Raw genomic sequence first — 15,226 nt, 5'->3', positions numbered from 1 at the left:
ATGGATATGCGCAAAAGCGGTCTGGTCAGCAGCAGCGATTCGGGTTCTTACTCGGACCTGAATCGTTTGAACCAGCTCAAGGTCGGCGACAAGAACAGCGATGCGAACATGCGCAAAGTGGCGCAGGAATTCGAGTCGCTGTTCCTCGGTGAAATGCTCAAGTCCATGCGCTCGGCCACCGAAGCGCTGGGCCAGGATAATCCGCTCAACACGCCGGCAGCCAAGCAATACCAGGAAATGTACGACCAGCAGTTGGCCGTTTCCCTGTCCCGCGAAGGTGGCGGTATTGGTCTGGCTGACGTGCTGATGCGCCAGATGTCGAAGAACAAACCGTTGGCGCCGGGTGAGGCTGCTGCAGCGTCTGCCGCCAAGCAAGCCGCCGCGAAGGCCGCCGTGGAAACACCGATTGCCGCCGGTACGGTTGCCACCAATGGGCCGCTGTCGCGCCTCAACGGCGAGCGCCCGTTGTGGGCTTCACGCGCGGTGAGGACGCCGGCAGGTGCGGGCGAGGGCGCACACCGCAACGACATGGCGCTGATCAATCAGCGGCGTCTGGCGCTGCCGCCGAAACTGGCCGACCGTTTGCTCGCCGGGTTGGTGCCATCGGCATCGACCACGGCGACAACCGCCACCGCAACGCAGAACAAAATCCAGGTGCCGCCGAGCACCGCGACCGGTTCCGGCCCGTTGTACAACGGCGATTGGCTGGCTTCGCAAACGGATACGACCTCCAGCGGGCGCCTGCAGATTTATGGTCGTGCCATGGCTCAAATCCCCCTGGCGCCAGCGAAGAAAGCCTTCAGTTCCGCCGACGAATTCGTCAACACCATGCTGCCAATGGCCAAAGAAGCCGCCGACCGTATCGGTGTCGATCCGCGTTACCTGGTGGCTCAGGCCGCCCTGGAAACCGGTTGGGGCAAATCGGTCATGCGCGCCCAGGATGGCAGCAGTAGCCACAACCTGTTCGGGATCAAGGCCAGTGGTAACTGGAAGGGCGATTCGGCGCGGGCGATCACCAGCGAATTCAGAAATGGCCAGATGGTCAAGGAGACGGCCGAGTTCCGTTCCTACGCTTCTTACAAGGACAGTTTCCATGACCTTGTGACCCTGCTGCAAAGCAACAATCGCTATCAAGATGTGCTGAAGTCGGCCGATAACCCAGAACAGTTTGTACGCGAGTTGCAAAAAGCCGGGTATGCAACCGACCCGGATTACGCGAGCAAGATTTCGCAGATAGCCAAGCAGATGACGAGTTACCAAAACTACGCTGCGGCGGGCGCTTCCACTACGCCTTTATAGGCACAAGGCATAAGGTTTGAATCATGAGTTTGCTCAACATCGGGATGTCGGGTTTATCCGCAGGCCAAAGCGCGTTGATGGTGACCGGTAATAACATTGCCAACGCCGACACCGCAGGCTACTCGCGTCAGCAAACCGTGCAGGGCAGCAAGGCCTCGAATCAGTTCGGCAATGTCTACATCGGCACGGGTACGACCCTGGCCGATGTGCGTCGGGTGTACAACAGCTACCTCGATGCGCAACTGCAAACCACCACCTCGCTCAACAGCGACTCGGCTGCCTATGCCGGACAGATCAGCCCGCTCGATAAGTTGCTGTCGGACAGCGGCACCGGCCTCAACGGCGCCCTGACCAAGTTCTTCGCCTCGGTACAGAACGTCAACGCGAAACCTGGTGACGATGCTTCCCGCCAACTGCTGCTCAGCGACGCGCAAGCCCTGAGTAACCGTTTCAACTCGATCTCCAGCCAGTTGACCGCGCAGAACGCGGACATCAACGGCAACCTGGCGGACATGGCCGATCAGGTCAACAAACTGGCGGCCACCGTGGCCCAGTTGAACCAGAAGATCTCCGAAGTTTCCAACGCCGGCGGCCAGCCCAACGACTTGCTCGACGCGCGCAACGAGACCGTGCGCCAGTTGTCCACCTTCACCGGTGCGCAAGTGATCGAGCGTGACGGTAACCTCGACATTTACCTGGGCAGCGGTCAGCCGCTGGTCATGGGCAGCACTGCCAGCAAGCTGGAAGTGGTGCCGAGTAAAGACGATCCGTCGCGTTCGGCCATTCAGCTCAATCGAGGTTCGAGCACCATCGATATCACCTCGGTGATGACCGGTGGCGAGATGGGCGGCTTGCTGCGTTATCGCAGCACCGTGCTGGACCCGGCCATGAATGAACTGGGGCGTGTGGCGCTGGTCGTTGCCGATCAGATGAACACCGTCCAGGCCCAGGGCATCGACAAGAACGGTGACTTCGGCTCGAACCTGTTCAATAGCATCAACACCGCAGCGCAAATGGCTCAGCGCAGCGTTGCCACGGTCGGCAACAGCGCCGGCTCAGGCAACTTCGATGTGAGCATCGAGGACAGCGGCAAGCTGACCATCAACGATTACAAGGTCACCTTCACCAGCGCCACCAACTACACCGTGCAGCGTCTGCCTGAAGGCACCGCCATGGGCGCGTTCAGCACGCTGACCACGCCACCGCCGGTGATCGATGGTTTCTCCATGACACTTTCCGGTGGCACAGCAGCCGCCGGCGACACGTTCAAGATCACCCCGACCCGCAACGCGGCGACCAACATCAAGACCGAGATGACCGACTCCAAACGTCTGGCCATCGCGGCACCGTTGGGCGCGGCCATTGCAGCGGGCGGCAGCGGCACACTGACGATTCCGGCCAGCGGTCAACCGACCCTGACCACCAAGTTCGATATCTACGACACGGCGACCACCACCACAATCCAGAACGGCCTGAAGACTTCGACGCCGGTCAAGATCGTGTTCGGTGCGGCCGGTGGTACGACTCAGACTTACCAAATGCTCGATGCCCAAGGCAACGCGCTCAGCAGCGGCACCATCGTGCCGGGCCAGAACAATACGCTGAGCCTGACCATTCCGCTGGTCGACGGCACCGGTGCCGCGATCAATGATCCGGGACCGCCCATCGTGCAGCGCACTGTGTCGTTTGACATGACCGTGGCCGGTTCGCCAGGTAACGGCACCGCGATCAACGTATCGCTCAGCCAGCCGGGCACGCTGGACAACCGCAACGGCACCGTACTGGCCGGCTTGCAGACCAAGCAGACCGTGGATACCGGTTCCGCCAGCAAAGGCATTTCCCTGACTGACGCCTACGGCAAACTGGTCGAAGGCGTCGGCGCCAAGGCCGCGCAAGGCAAGCTCGACAGTGCCGCGACCACCGCCATCCTGGCCAATGCCAAGGGTGCTCGTGATTCGCTGTCGGGCGTCGACCTCGATGAGGAAACCGGCAATCTGGTCAAGTATCAGCAGTACTACACCGCCTCTTCGCAGATCATCAAGGCTGCGCAGGAAATCTTCAGCACACTGATCAACAGTCTTTAAGGAGTCGTAGCCCATGCGCATTTCTACCGCCCAGTTTTACGAGTCCTCTGCTGCCAACTATCAGAAGAACTTTTCCAACGTGGTCAAGAGCAGCGAAGAGGCCAGCAGCCTGGTTCGTGTGAATACCGCAGCGGACGATCCGGTCGGCGCTTCGCGTCTGCTGCAATTGGGTCAGCAGGCTTCGATGCTCGATCAGTACGAGGCTAACGCCACGACCATCAAGGGGACCCTGGGCACCACCGAAGCGGTGATGAGCAGCATTGGCAACGTATTGCAGCGCGCCAGGGAACTGGCGGTGGGTGCCGGTAACGCCGGTTACACCGACGCCGACCGCCAGGCCAACGCATCGGAGTTGGGGCAGATCGAAGAGCAGCTGCTGAGCCTGATGAACAGCAAGGACGAGAATGGCAAATACATCTTCGCCGGCTCCAAGGGCGACACTGTGCCGTTCACCCGCAACAACGATGGCACCTACAGCTACAACGGTGACCAGGTGACGCTTGACCTGGCAATCGGCGACACCATGTCGATGGCCACCAACAGCACCGGTTGGGACGTATTCCAGCAGGCGATCAACACCAGTCGCAGCGAGGTCACCCAGACTGCGCCGGTCGTGGATGACGGCCGTGTGACCCTGTCCAACGGCCAGGTGTCGTCGAACGTCACCTACAACGCCAAGTTCCGCAGTGGTGAGCCATACACCGTGGACTTCGTCAGCGGCACACAGCTGAAAATCACTGACTCGCTCGGCAACGACGTAACCGCCGAAGCCAGCCAGGGCGGCGCATTCGATCCTGCCAGCAAGGCGGGCCAGGCCGTCTCTTTCCGTGGCGTCGAGCTGACCCTGAACATCAACCTGAGCGCTGGTGATACGGCGGCGACTGTGCTGCCTGGCCACACTTTCACCCTGGCGGCCAAGCCGGATACCTTCAGCGCAACCGGCAGCCCTGGCAACCCTTCGACAGCGCAGATTACCGCCAGCAATATCACCAACCCAGTGAATTACCACGCCAGTTTTCCTAGCGGCTCAGCGGTCCTGAAGTTCACCAGTGCCACCGCCTTCGAACTGTACGCAGCGCCATTGACGGCAAGCAGCAAGCCGGTATCGACCGGGACTATGGCCGGTAGCGTCGCCACCGCCTCGGGTGTGAGCTTCACTGTCAGCGGTACTCCGGCTGCGAACGATCAGTTCAGCATTGCGGTCAACACCCACGAAACCCAGAACATTCTGGACACCGTGAACCAGTTGAAAACCGCACTGAATACACCCACCAACGGTAACCCGATCGCCATACAGAAACTGCAAGCGTCACTGGCTTCTGGTGTTGCCAACCTGGCCAGCGGTACGGATCAGCTGTCCAGCGCCTTGAGCTCTGTCGGTGGGCGCGGTGCTGCCCTGGACACCCAGAGCGATACCAACCAGAGCCTGAAACTGGCCAATGCCCAGACCCAGTCGTCGATCCGCGATTCCGATCCGGCTGAAGTGATGACCCGTCTGACCTTGCAGCAGACCATGTTGCAGGCCTCGCAACTGGCCTTCAGCAAAATTGCTCAGTTGGGCCTGTTCAACAAGGTCTGAGCCGGCGTCTGCCGAGCTGCCAACCGTCTTTTTCCAAGCGGTTACGGGGTCTCTGCCTGAAAGGGTAGAGGCCCGCCGCTCGAGAGTTTCCCGCCGTGAATCAACGCCCCCTCGTCAGCATTGTCATCCCTGCCTTTAACCCGCGCTTCTTCAGTCAGGCATTGGAAAGTGCGCTCGCCCAGACCTATGAGCACGTCGAGATCGTCATCTGTGACGATTCACCCGATGATGAAATTCGCGGCATTGTCGATGCTTTCGTCGAACCGGTTCACCCGATTCGCTACCTGCGTAATCCGCAACGTCTGGGGTTGCAGAAAAATGTGCTGCGCTGCGTGGAAGAAGCCCGTGGCGAATTGATCAAAGTGCTGTGCGATGACGACCGTCTGTTCTCACCGAGCGTTGCACTGCAGGCGCAGGTACTGATTGACCACGCGGACGTGAACGTGGTGTTTGCCCTGCGAATGCTCAGCGATGCCGGCAATTTCATCCTGCCGCCACGGGTCGACAACTGCCGGTTTTCGCCGAACGACGCCTTGCTCAAGGGCGATGACATGTTGGCGATCTTTGAAGGCACGCCGAAAAATTTTCTCGGCAACTTCAGTTCGACCCTGATGCGTCGCGCCGATGTACTGGAGCTGTTGCCGGCTCTGATTCAGGAAGGCGCCGGTTTCGTTGCGATGCTCGATTTCGCCTTGTTCGTATGTCTGATGCGTCGCGGTAACCTGGTGTCCCTGAGCACGGTGCTGAGTGCCGAACGCCTGTACCCGGAACGTTTGAGCAAAACCCCGGAAATGATCAAGGCCGCGGCGATGGAGTGGAGCTGGCTTTCGCAGATGCTCGCGGCGCGCAGCGGTGAGTCGGCTCCGGCGTCGGGTTGGGTGCGCTATATCGAGCTGAACAAAATCACTGAGCAGCCCCACGCCTGGGAAGAGTTGTGTGTGGTGCGTGTCCTGGGCAACCGCAACACGGTGGTGAATGGCCGGGTGGGCGGGGAGAGCGAAAGCTACGCCGATTTTTATCGTGAATGGCTGGCGATCCGCAGGTTGTCCGATGTCGAGCAGCGGCTCTTGCCACAACGCATCGATAGCTGGACGTTCCGTCCGCAGATCGTGCCGATCGTGATCGACAGCGGCGTCGATAGCGCTGCGCTGAACACTACATTGCAAAGCATCAGTGGTCAGCTTTACACGCCGCAAGCGGTATTGGTGCTCTCCGATGCATCCATTGTCGTCGACGATCGCGTGGTGCAGTTGCCATTCCAGGCCGATTGGGCGCGACAGCTCAACGCCGTGGTGCCGCAGCTGGAAGGTGCTCACTGGTTCTGCCTGCTGCGGGCCGGCGACACCTTGCGCGAGTCTGCTCTGTTGATTTTGGCAGAACGCATTGCGGGGTCACCGGGCATTCTTTGTGCCTACAGTGACGAGGGCGCGTTGGTCGATGGCGAGTCGACCGACCCGGTGTTCAAACCCGATTTCAACCTCGACCTGATGCGTGCTTATCCCTACGTCGGCCGAACCCTGGCCTTCGAGCGTCAACGCTTCATGGCGCTGGGCGGTTTCGATCCGGCTCACGGTGAGCTGGCGCCGCACGATCTGTTGTGGCGTTTGGTGGAAGAGGCCGGGCCGCAGACCATCGAACACATTGCCGAGATTCAGGTGGAGTCGAGCCAGACCTTCGCCGACTGGTTGTCGTTGCCCGAAGTGATCGAGAGCAACGCCGGTATGGTCAGCGCACACCTGGATCGTATTGGTGTGGCGCACGCGATCCGGCAGGAAGCATTGCCGTTGATCAACCGCATCGACTATCTCCATGCAGCGCGTCCGCTGGTGTCGATCATCATCCAGACCGGCGATTCGTTATACGCGTTGCAGCGTTGCATTGAAGGCTTGATCGAGCGCACGGCTTACACCCAATACGAAATTCTGATTGTCGACAGCGGCACTGATGACCCGGCGATGCTCGATTGGCTGGCCGCCATGGCACAACTGGGCGCGGCGATGCTGCGGGTGCTGCGTTACGCCGGTGACGCCAACGACGCGGCGATCCGCAACTTCGCTGCGAGCCTGGCCCATGGTGAGTACTTGTTGCTCCTCAGTGCGCAGACCGTGATCTGCGACAGTGACTGGCTGGATGAATTGCTCAATCACGCCCAGCGTCCCGAAGTGGGTGTGGTCGGTGCCCGCATTCTCAGCCCCGAGGGTTCGATCGTCAGCGCCGGGTTGATTCTTGGGCTGGCGGGGCCGGTCGGTTCACCATTTTATGGTGAGGCAGCCGGTTCTCGCGGTTACATGCAGCGTTTGCACGTGACCCAGAACTGGAGCGCGGTGAGCAGTCACTGCCTGATGGTGCGCAAGCAAGTGTTCGATGACCTCGAGCAGTTCGATGAGGTGACCTATTCCCAAGGCCTTAGCGATGTCGACTTGTGTTTGCGGGCGAACAAGGACGGCTACCTGGTCGTCTGGACGCCTTACGCCAGTGTGGTGTGGATGCCGCAAGAAGTATCATCGGCACAGCCTTCGACGCTGGCGCTGTGCGAGCTTGAGCAGGAAGCCTTCTATCGCAAATGGTTGCCGAAGATCGCCAAGGATCCGGCCTACAGCCCGGCGCTGAGTCTTGGGATTTCCAGCTTCAGCCTGGAGCCGTCGCTGCGCAATAACTGGAACCCGTTCTGCACTCGCGCTTTGCCGTTGATACTCGGTCTGCCGGTCAACAGCACTGCCGTTGGCCACTATCGAGTGACAGCACCACTGGCCGAGCTCGAAGCGGCCGGGCGCGTGATTGCGCGGGTGGCCTACGAGTCGCCGTCGACCGTGGAAATCGAGCGCCTGTCGCCGGACACGATCATCTTGCAAGGGCGTTACAGCGAAGGCGCTGCCGGCGACATTCTGCGGATGAAAAAGTATTCCAGTGCGCTACGGATTTTCGAACTCGACGACTACATCATCAGTGCGCCGAAGAAAAACACCCACGCCCGCAACAAACCGGTCAACACCGAGCAGATGCTGCGTGAAGGCATTGGCCTGTGCGACCGGGTGGTGGTCACCACTCAACCGCTGGCCGATGCCTTGTCGAGCATGCACAGCGAAATCCGCGTGGTGCCGAACATGCTGTCGCCGGACCCATGGGCGACGCTGACCAGCCGCCGTCGCACCTCCAGCAAGCCGCGCGTTGGCTGGGGTGGCGGCACCAGCCACACGGGTGACCTGGAGATTATTGCCGATGTGGTGCGCGAACTGGCGGGCGAAGTCGAGTGGGTGTTCTTCGGTATGTGCCCCGACGCCTTGCGCCCGTATGTTCACGAGTTTCACTCCGCCATCGGCTTGCAGAGCTACCCGTTCAAACTGGCGAGCCTGAACCTCGACCTGGCGCTGGCACCACTGGAGTTCCATATCTTCAACGACTGCAAAAGCAACCTGCGCTTGCTGGAATACGGTGCCTGCGGATACCCAGTGATCTGCACCGACACCGAGGCCTATCGCGGGCACTTGCCGTGCACCAAGGTCTATAGCAACAGCACCGACGAATGGTTGCAGGCGATCCGCATGCACCTGGCCGATCCGGATGCCAGTTACCGCATGGGTGATGAACTGCGTGAGGCGGTGCATCGGGATTTCATGTTGCGTGGTGACAATCTTAATCACTGGTTGTGGGGCTGGTTGCCGGACTGATTCCGTTCTTGCGTTCCAAGCATCAAAAGATCGCGGCCTCGGCGGCTCAGGGATGTATTCACACCTTGGGGACCGCCGGAGGCCGCGATTTTTTTTGTCCTGGGCAATTGGCTCACTTCCTGCAAGTACCTCGTATATCGCCATAAATCCTTCACCCAATCAGGCGTGAACGGCCCAGTGGCTGCGGGTAAATGATGTGCGTCTGACGGTTCGCCGACCCTGAGGGGGCTGCCGCGCCGTGCGAAGAGCAAGAGGACAGCGATGAAGGCAGTAATTCTGGCAGGTGGTCTCGGTACGCGCATCAGCGAAGAGTCGCACCTAAAGCCCAAGCCAATGATCGAGATCGGTGGCAAGCCAATTCTTTGGCACATCATGAAGCAGTACTCCGCCCACGGGATTCATGACTTCGTGATCTGCCTTGGTTACAAGGGCTATGCGATCAAGGACTTCTTCGCCAACTACTTCCTGCACACCTCCGATGTCACCTTCGACATGCGCAACAACCGCATGGACGTGCACCAGAACTACAGCGAACCGTGGAGCGTCACCCTCATCGACACCGGCGAGGAAACCATGACCGGTGGCCGCTTGCTGCGCGCCGGCCGTTACCTCAAGGATGAAGAGGCGTTCTGCTTCACCTATGGCGACGGCGTCTCCGATATCAATATCCGTCAACTGGTGGACTACCACAGCGCCCACGGTCGTCTGGCGACCGTCACCGCCGTACAACCGCCAGGCCGTTACGGCGCCCTGGAACGTCACGGCGATCAGGTGCTCGGTTTCACCGAGAAGCCCCGTGGCGACGGCGGCTGGATCAATGGCGGCTTCTTCGTGCTGTCGCCGAAAGTGCTGTCGTACATCGGCGGTGACGAGACCACCTGGGAAGCCGAGCCGTTGACCCGGCTGGCCCAGGACGAACAGTTGAAGGCTTTCGAACACGAAGGCTTCTGGCACCCGATGGACACCCTGCGCGACAAGAACCACCTCGAAGCGCTGTGGCAGAGCGGGGAGGCCCCATGGAAGCAATGGGCCTGAGTCCGGAGTTCTGGCGTGGCAAGCGTGTCCTGCTGACCGGCCACACCGGTTTCAAGGGCAGCTGGTTGACGTTGTGGCTGCAAAGCCTCGGGGCCGAGGTCAGCGGGTTTTCGCTCGATCCGTCCACCGAACCGAGCCTGTTCGAACTGGCGCGGGTGCACGAAGGCATCAATGATCAGCGCGGCGACCTGCGTGACCTCGGCGCCTTGCTGGAACTGATCGCCGAAACCCAGCCGGAAATCGTCCTGCACCTGGCGGCCCAACCGCTGGTACGCGAAGGCTATCGCGATCCGCTCGGAACCTATTCCAGCAACGTCATGGGCACGCTCAATCTGCTTGAAGCGATCCGCCAGGTCGGCGGCGTGCGTGCCTGTGTTTTGGTGACGACCGACAAGGTCTACGCCAACCAGGAATGGCTGTGGCCGTACCGCGAGGACGAAGCCCTGGGTGGTCACGATCCTTACAGCAGCAGCAAGGCTTGCTGCGAATTGTTGGCGCAGTCTTACGCCGCATCGTTTTTCCCGGCTGACAAGTACGCCGAGCATGGCTTGGCGTTGGCCACCGCCCGTGCTGGCAATGTGCTGGGCGGCGGTGACTTTGCGCCGGAACGCCTGATTCCCGATGTGCTCAAGGCCTGGTCGGCCGACCAGCCAGTGACCCTGCGCTACCCGCAGGCCGTGCGCCCCTGGCAGCACGCTCTTGAGCCTTTGGCAGGTTACCTGCAATTGGCTGCTGGTCTCTACGAACAAGGCCCGGCGTTTGCCGGCGCGTGGAACTTTGGCCCGAGCGAAGCGGACATGTGCAGCGTCGGCGAAGTGGTCGAGTTGCTTGCCAGCCGCTGGCCGCAAGCACGCGGATTGCGCATCGAGCCGAGTGATTTGCACGAAGCCGGCCTGTTGCGCCTGGACAGCAGTCGCGCCCGTCAACGGTTGGCCTGGCAACCGCGTTGGTCGTTGCAGCAGTGCCTGACCCAGACCCTCGATTGGCACCTGGCGTGGCAGAACGGTGATGACATGCGTGAAGTCACCCTGAACCAGTTGAACCTGTACCGAGGCGCGTTGTGAGCGAGTTTCTGTTGAAAGCCTTGCCGCTGGCCGGTCTGTTCAGCGTGCAGCACAAACGCTTCGAAGATGATCGCGGGCATTTCGCCCGGTTGTTTTGCGAAGGCAGCCTGAGCGCTTTCGGTCAGCCGTTTCATATCCGCCAGATCAACCACTCCTGCACCCGTGAGCGGGGCAGTGTGCGCGGTCTGCATTATCAAAACGCCGATGCGCCGGAAGCCAAGTTGATTACCTGCCTGCGCGGCGAGGTCTGGGATGTGGCGGTGGACTTGCGCCCCGATTCCGAAACCTTTCTGCACTGGCACGCCGAGCACCTGAAGGCCGGTGACGGTCGCAGCCTGCTGATCCCGGCCGGGTTCGCCCATGGCTTCCAGACCCTGACCGATGACGCCGAATTGCTCTACCTGCACAGCGCCGATTACGCGCCTGCGCACGAGGGCGGGTTGTCGGTGAACGATCCACGGCTGGCGATTGCCTGGCCGTTGCCTGTCAATAATCTGTCGGTCAGGGATTCCAGCCATCCCTTGATCGATGAACACTTCGCTGGAGTGTGTCTATGAACTGCCGTGGTTGCGGTACTCCTCTGGCCTTGCCGCTGATCGATCTCGGTACCTCGCCGCCATCCAACGCCTATGTGCACGCCGATCGCCTGGAACAAACCGAGCAATGGGTGCCTTTGAAGGTCGCGGTGTGTCAGCAGTGCTGGCTGGTGCAGACCGAGGATTACACCAGCGCCGACAGTCTGTTCGACGCCGAGTATGCGTATTTCAGTTCGTTCTCCAGTACCTGGCTGGCCCATGCCGAGCGCTATGTCGCCGAGATGGTCGAACGCTTCGGCCTGACTGCCGATAGTCGTGTGGTGGAAATCGCCGCCAACGACGGTTACCTGTTGCAGTACGTCGCCGGGCGCGGCATCCCTTGCCTGGGTGTTGAGCCAACCCGCAGCACCGCGCAAGCGGCGCGGGAAAAAGGCCTGGAGATTCGCGAACTGTTCTTCGGTCGCGACACCGCCGCGCAGCTGAAAAACGAAGGCTGGGCCGCCGACCTGATGGCCGCCAATAACGTGCTGGCCCACGTCCCGGACATCAATGATTTTCTCGGTGGTTTTGCCACCTTGCTCAAGCCGACCGGTGTGGCGACGTTCGAGTTTCCGCAATTGCTGACGCTGATGGCCGGACAGCAGTTCGACACGCTGTATCACGAGCACTATTCCTACCTGTCCCTGACCGCCGTGCAGACCTTGTGCGAGCGCAATGGTCTGGAAGTGTTCGACGTCAGCCAGTTGTCGACCCATGGCGGTTCGTTGCGGGTGTTCGTCCAGCGGGCCGACGGTGTTCGCCGCGAGGTGCAGCCAGCCGTTCAGCAGCAGTTGCACGCCGAACTGGCAGCGGGAGTGAAAACCCCCGAGTACTACGCGACCCTGGCGCCAGCGGCCGAGGGCATCAAGCACCAATTGTTGCGTTTCCTGTTGCAGGCCAAGGCTGACGGCAAACGCGTGGTCGGTTATGGCGCGGCGGCCAAGGGCAACACCTTGCTCAACTACGCCGGGGTCAAACCGGACCTGCTGGCCTGGGTCGCCGATGCCAATCCGCACAAACAGGGCAAGTACCTGCCGGGCAGTCGCATTCCAATCGTCTCACCGGCACAGATCGACCTCGAGAAACCCGATTACATCCTGGTCCTGCCGTGGAATCTGTTGCGCGAAGTCAGTCAGCAACTGGCACAAGTACGTCAGTGGGACGGCCGTTTCGTGATCGCCGTGCCTGAGTTGACCGTACTGTGAAGGTGCTGGTGACCGGTGCCACCGGGTTTGTTGGTCGACATCTGGTCGCGGCTTTGCTCGCCCGTGGCTGCGAGGTGCGGGCGGTGGCGCGTAACGCCGAGACCGCCGCGCAATTGCCATGGATCAACGCCGTGGAATTCGTGGCAGCGGATATTCATGCCGCCGACCTGGACTTCGCCGCGCTGACCGATGGCGTCGATGCCTTGGCGCATCTCGCCTGGCCAGGGTTGCCGAATTATCAGGCGCTGTTTCACTTCGAGCATAACCTGATGGCCGATTACCGGTTCATCAAAGGCGCGGTCGAGGCGGGCGTGTCGCAGGTGTTGGTCACCGGCACCTGTTTCGAATATGGCCTGCAGAGCGGGCCGCTCAGCGAGCAGACCGAGGCGCGGCCGAGTAACCCTTACGGGTTGGCCAAGAACACCTTGCGTCTGTTCCTCGAAAACCTGCAGCGCCAACAACCCTTCACCCTGCAATGGGCGCGGCTGTTTTACCTGCACGGTGCCGGGCAAAATCCCAACAGTTTACTGGCGGCACTGGACCGGGCCATCGAGGCCGGGGATGACAGCTTCAACATGTCGGCCGGCGAGCAGTTGCGCGATTACCTGGCGATCGACACGGCCGCCCATTACCTCGCTGCGATCCTGCAACAGCGTGAGTTCGATGGCGTGATCAATTGCTCCAGCGGCCAGCCGGTATCGGTCAGGGCGCTGGTCGAGCAGCGGTTGTGTGAGCGTGGCGCGTCGATCCGTTTGAACCTGGGCCATTACCCATACCCGACCCATGAACCGATGGCGTTCTGGGGCGTGGCGGACCGTTTGCAACAGCTACTGGGAGCAGAGCATGAGGCATGAGTTGTATCGGGTCGCCGACCTGCCGGTGTTGCAGAACCGTACCTTTGCCGACCCGGAGTCGGCCAGGGCTTCGGCCAGTGCCGACATGCTGTTGGTGCAGGACGAGGCGAGCGGGCTGATCTTCAATCAGGCCTTCGACGCCGACAAGCTCAGCTACGACGCCGACTATCAGAACGAGCAGGCGCATTCCGGCCAGTTCCAGAAGCACCTGAGCGATGTCGAAGGGATCATTGCCCGCCACTTCAAGGGTCAGGAGCTGATCGAAGTCGGCTGCGGCAAAGGCTACTTTCTTGAGCTGCTCAAAAGCCTGGGCTACGCCATCACCGGCATCGACCCGGCCTACGAAGGCGACAACGCCGACGTGATCAAGGCGCCGTTCACTCGCGGCCTGGGGTTGTCGGCGGACGCTATCGTGTTGCGGCATGTGCTGGAGCATATCCAGGACCCGGTGAGTTTTCTTGCCGAGATGGCCGAGGCCAATCAGGGCGGGCAAATCTACATCGAAGTGCCGTGCTTTGACTGGATTCTCGAGCACCGCGCCTGGTTCGACCTGTTCTACGAACATGTCAATTATTTCCGCCTCGATGACCTGCGCCGGATGTTCGGCACCGTACACGAGGCCGGTCACCTGTTCGGTGGCCAATACCTGTACATCGTCGCCGACCTGGCCACGCTGCGCCTGACGCCGGAACAACCGGTGCCGCGCCTGGCATTGCCGGACGGTTTCACCAGCAGCCTTGAGCGCGCGGTGCAGATTATTCAAGCGGCGCCCGAGCAAGGTTCGGCGATCTGGGGCGCTTCGTCCAAAGGCGTGATTTATTCGCTGTTCCTGCAACGTGCGGGTGTGGCGGTGGATCGCGTGGTGGATATCAACCCGGCCAAACAGGGACGTTATCTGCCCCTGAGTGGCGTGCGGGTGTCCTCGCCGCAAGAGGCCATGGATGCCTTGCCCGAAGGCGCCAACCTGTTTGTGATGAACTCCAACTACCTCGAAGAAATCAAGCGGATGACTGGTGGACGCTACGTCTATCACGCCGTCGACAGCGCTTCGTTCCAGTGACTATTGAGATTCTAAAATGACCGACAACACCATCAATAAAGCTTTCGAAGCCGAATGCCGGGAACAGATCGCCCAGCAGGGTGACGACCAGAAACTCACCGGCCTGGCCCGGGATTTCTTCAACGAATCGGCCAAACACAAGTACAGCTACCACTTCTCGTGGATGGGTCGTCCGATCATCCAGCTGCCGCAAGACATGATGGCGATGCAGGAAATCATCTGGCAGGTCAAACCGGACCTGGTCATCGAATGCGGTATCGCCCACGGCGGTTCGATCATCTACTACGCCTCTTTGCTGGAGCTGCAAGGCCATGGTGAAGTGCTGGGCATCGACCTCGACATTCGCCCGCACAACCGCGAAGCCATCGAGAGTCACCCGATGAGCAAGCGCATCTCGATGATCGAAGGTTCGAGCATTGACCCGGCCATCGCCGCCCAAGTGCGCGCTGCTGCCGAAGGCAAGAAAGTCATTCTGGTGCTCGATTCCAACCACACCCACGATCACGTGCTGGAGGAACTGCGCCTGTACGCACCACTGGTGTCGGTGGACAGCTACTGCGTGGTCATGGACACCGTGGTCGAAGACATGCCAGCCGATTTCTTCCCGGATCGTCCATGGGGCCCGGGCGATAACCCGAAAACTGCGGTGTGGAAGTATCTGGAAGAAAACAAGGACTTCGAGATCGACCAGCAGATGCAAAACAAACTGCTGATCACCGTGGCGCCGGATGGTTATCTGCGTCGCGTTCGTTAATCAATCCAAAGTAGTTTCAGGTTCTTGGCGATTGGCCGGTTGTGGGGAT

General features: G+C 60.6%; 11 protein-coding genes. All 11 read left to right on the top strand.

Going from position 1 to position 15,226, the window contains the following annotated elements; translation table 11 throughout:
• Complete coding sequence (gene flgJ, locus AF70_RS23615) at positions 1 to 1,299, top strand: flagellar assembly peptidoglycan hydrolase FlgJ (protein WP_019579546.1); 1,299 nt, start codon at positions 1 to 3, stop codon at positions 1,297 to 1,299.
• A gap of 23 nt (positions 1,300 to 1,322) precedes the next feature.
• A complete protein-coding gene (flgK, locus tag AF70_RS23610) occupies positions 1,323 to 3,383 on the top strand; it encodes a flagellar hook-associated protein FlgK (protein ID WP_028939973.1) in 2,061 nt (686 codons plus the stop codon).
• A gap of 13 nt (positions 3,384 to 3,396) precedes the next feature.
• Positions 3,397 to 4,962: a flagellar hook-associated protein 3 gene (locus tag AF70_RS23605; protein WP_028939974.1), complete on the top strand. Its 1,566-nt coding sequence runs from the start codon at positions 3,397 to 3,399 to the stop codon at positions 4,960 to 4,962.
• A gap of 95 nt (positions 4,963 to 5,057) precedes the next feature.
• Complete coding sequence (locus tag AF70_RS23600) at positions 5,058 to 8,630, top strand: glycosyltransferase (RefSeq protein ID WP_028939975.1); 3,573 nt, start codon at positions 5,058 to 5,060, stop codon at positions 8,628 to 8,630.
• Between the two features lie 261 nt (positions 8,631 to 8,891).
• Entirely contained in the window at positions 8,892 to 9,665 is a 774-nt protein-coding gene (gene rfbF, locus AF70_RS23595) for a glucose-1-phosphate cytidylyltransferase (protein WP_019579550.1), read from the top strand.
• Complete coding sequence (gene rfbG / locus AF70_RS23590; protein ID WP_026331724.1) at positions 9,647 to 10,729, top strand: CDP-glucose 4,6-dehydratase; 1,083 nt, start codon at positions 9,647 to 9,649, stop codon at positions 10,727 to 10,729. The genes rfbF and rfbG overlap by 19 nt, the downstream gene beginning before the upstream one ends.
• Positions 10,726 to 11,286 (top strand): dTDP-4-dehydrorhamnose 3,5-epimerase family protein, encoded by a 561-nt coding sequence (locus AF70_RS23585; protein WP_019579552.1) that lies wholly within the window; start codon positions 10,726 to 10,728, stop codon positions 11,284 to 11,286. The genes rfbG and AF70_RS23585 overlap by 4 nt, the downstream gene beginning before the upstream one ends.
• A complete protein-coding gene (locus AF70_RS23580) occupies positions 11,283 to 12,509 on the top strand; it encodes a class I SAM-dependent methyltransferase (RefSeq protein ID WP_028939976.1) in 1,227 nt (408 codons plus the stop codon). The genes AF70_RS23585 and AF70_RS23580 overlap by 4 nt, the downstream gene beginning before the upstream one ends.
• The gene (locus AF70_RS23575; RefSeq protein WP_028939977.1) at positions 12,506 to 13,363 is read left to right on the top strand and encodes an NAD(P)-dependent oxidoreductase; all 858 of its coding nucleotides are present in this window, start codon (positions 12,506 to 12,508) and stop codon (positions 13,361 to 13,363) included. The genes AF70_RS23580 and AF70_RS23575 overlap by 4 nt, the downstream gene beginning before the upstream one ends.
• The gene (locus AF70_RS23570) at positions 13,353 to 14,423 is read left to right on the top strand and encodes a class I SAM-dependent methyltransferase (protein ID WP_028939978.1); all 1,071 of its coding nucleotides are present in this window, start codon (positions 13,353 to 13,355) and stop codon (positions 14,421 to 14,423) included. The genes AF70_RS23575 and AF70_RS23570 overlap by 11 nt, the downstream gene beginning before the upstream one ends.
• Positions 14,424 to 14,439: 16 nt before the next feature.
• Positions 14,440 to 15,177: a cephalosporin hydroxylase family protein gene (locus AF70_RS23565; protein ID WP_028939979.1), complete on the top strand. Its 738-nt coding sequence runs from the start codon at positions 14,440 to 14,442 to the stop codon at positions 15,175 to 15,177.
• The last annotated feature ends 49 nt before the right edge of the window (positions 15,178 to 15,226 follow it).

Source organism: Pseudomonas sp. KD5 (assembly GCF_012932895.1).
Classification (GTDB): Bacteria; Pseudomonadota; Gammaproteobacteria; order Pseudomonadales; family Pseudomonadaceae; genus Aquipseudomonas.
This window is presented reverse-complemented; position numbering and strand designations above follow the sequence as displayed.

What these genes read in the sequence shown, in the direction of transcription:
- flgJ (WP_019579546.1), top strand. Translation starts at nt 1, where the DNA reads ATGGATATGCGCAAAAGCGGTCTGGTCAGCAGCAGCGATTCGGGTTCT.
- flgK (WP_028939973.1), top strand. Translation starts at nt 1,323, where the DNA reads ATGAGTTTGCTCAACATCGGGATGTCGGGTTTATCCGCAGGCCAAAGC.
- AF70_RS23605 (WP_028939974.1), top strand. Translation starts at nt 3,397, where the DNA reads ATGCGCATTTCTACCGCCCAGTTTTACGAGTCCTCTGCTGCCAACTAT.
- rfbF (WP_019579550.1), top strand. Translation starts at nt 8,892, where the DNA reads ATGAAGGCAGTAATTCTGGCAGGTGGTCTCGGTACGCGCATCAGCGAA.
- rfbG (WP_026331724.1), top strand. Translation starts at nt 9,647, where the DNA reads ATGGAAGCAATGGGCCTGAGTCCGGAGTTCTGGCGTGGCAAGCGTGTC.
- AF70_RS23580 (WP_028939976.1), top strand. Translation starts at nt 11,283, where the DNA reads ATGAACTGCCGTGGTTGCGGTACTCCTCTGGCCTTGCCGCTGATCGAT.
- AF70_RS23570 (WP_028939978.1), top strand. Translation starts at nt 13,353, where the DNA reads ATGAGGCATGAGTTGTATCGGGTCGCCGACCTGCCGGTGTTGCAGAAC.
- AF70_RS23565 (WP_028939979.1), top strand. Translation starts at nt 14,440, where the DNA reads ATGACCGACAACACCATCAATAAAGCTTTCGAAGCCGAATGCCGGGAA.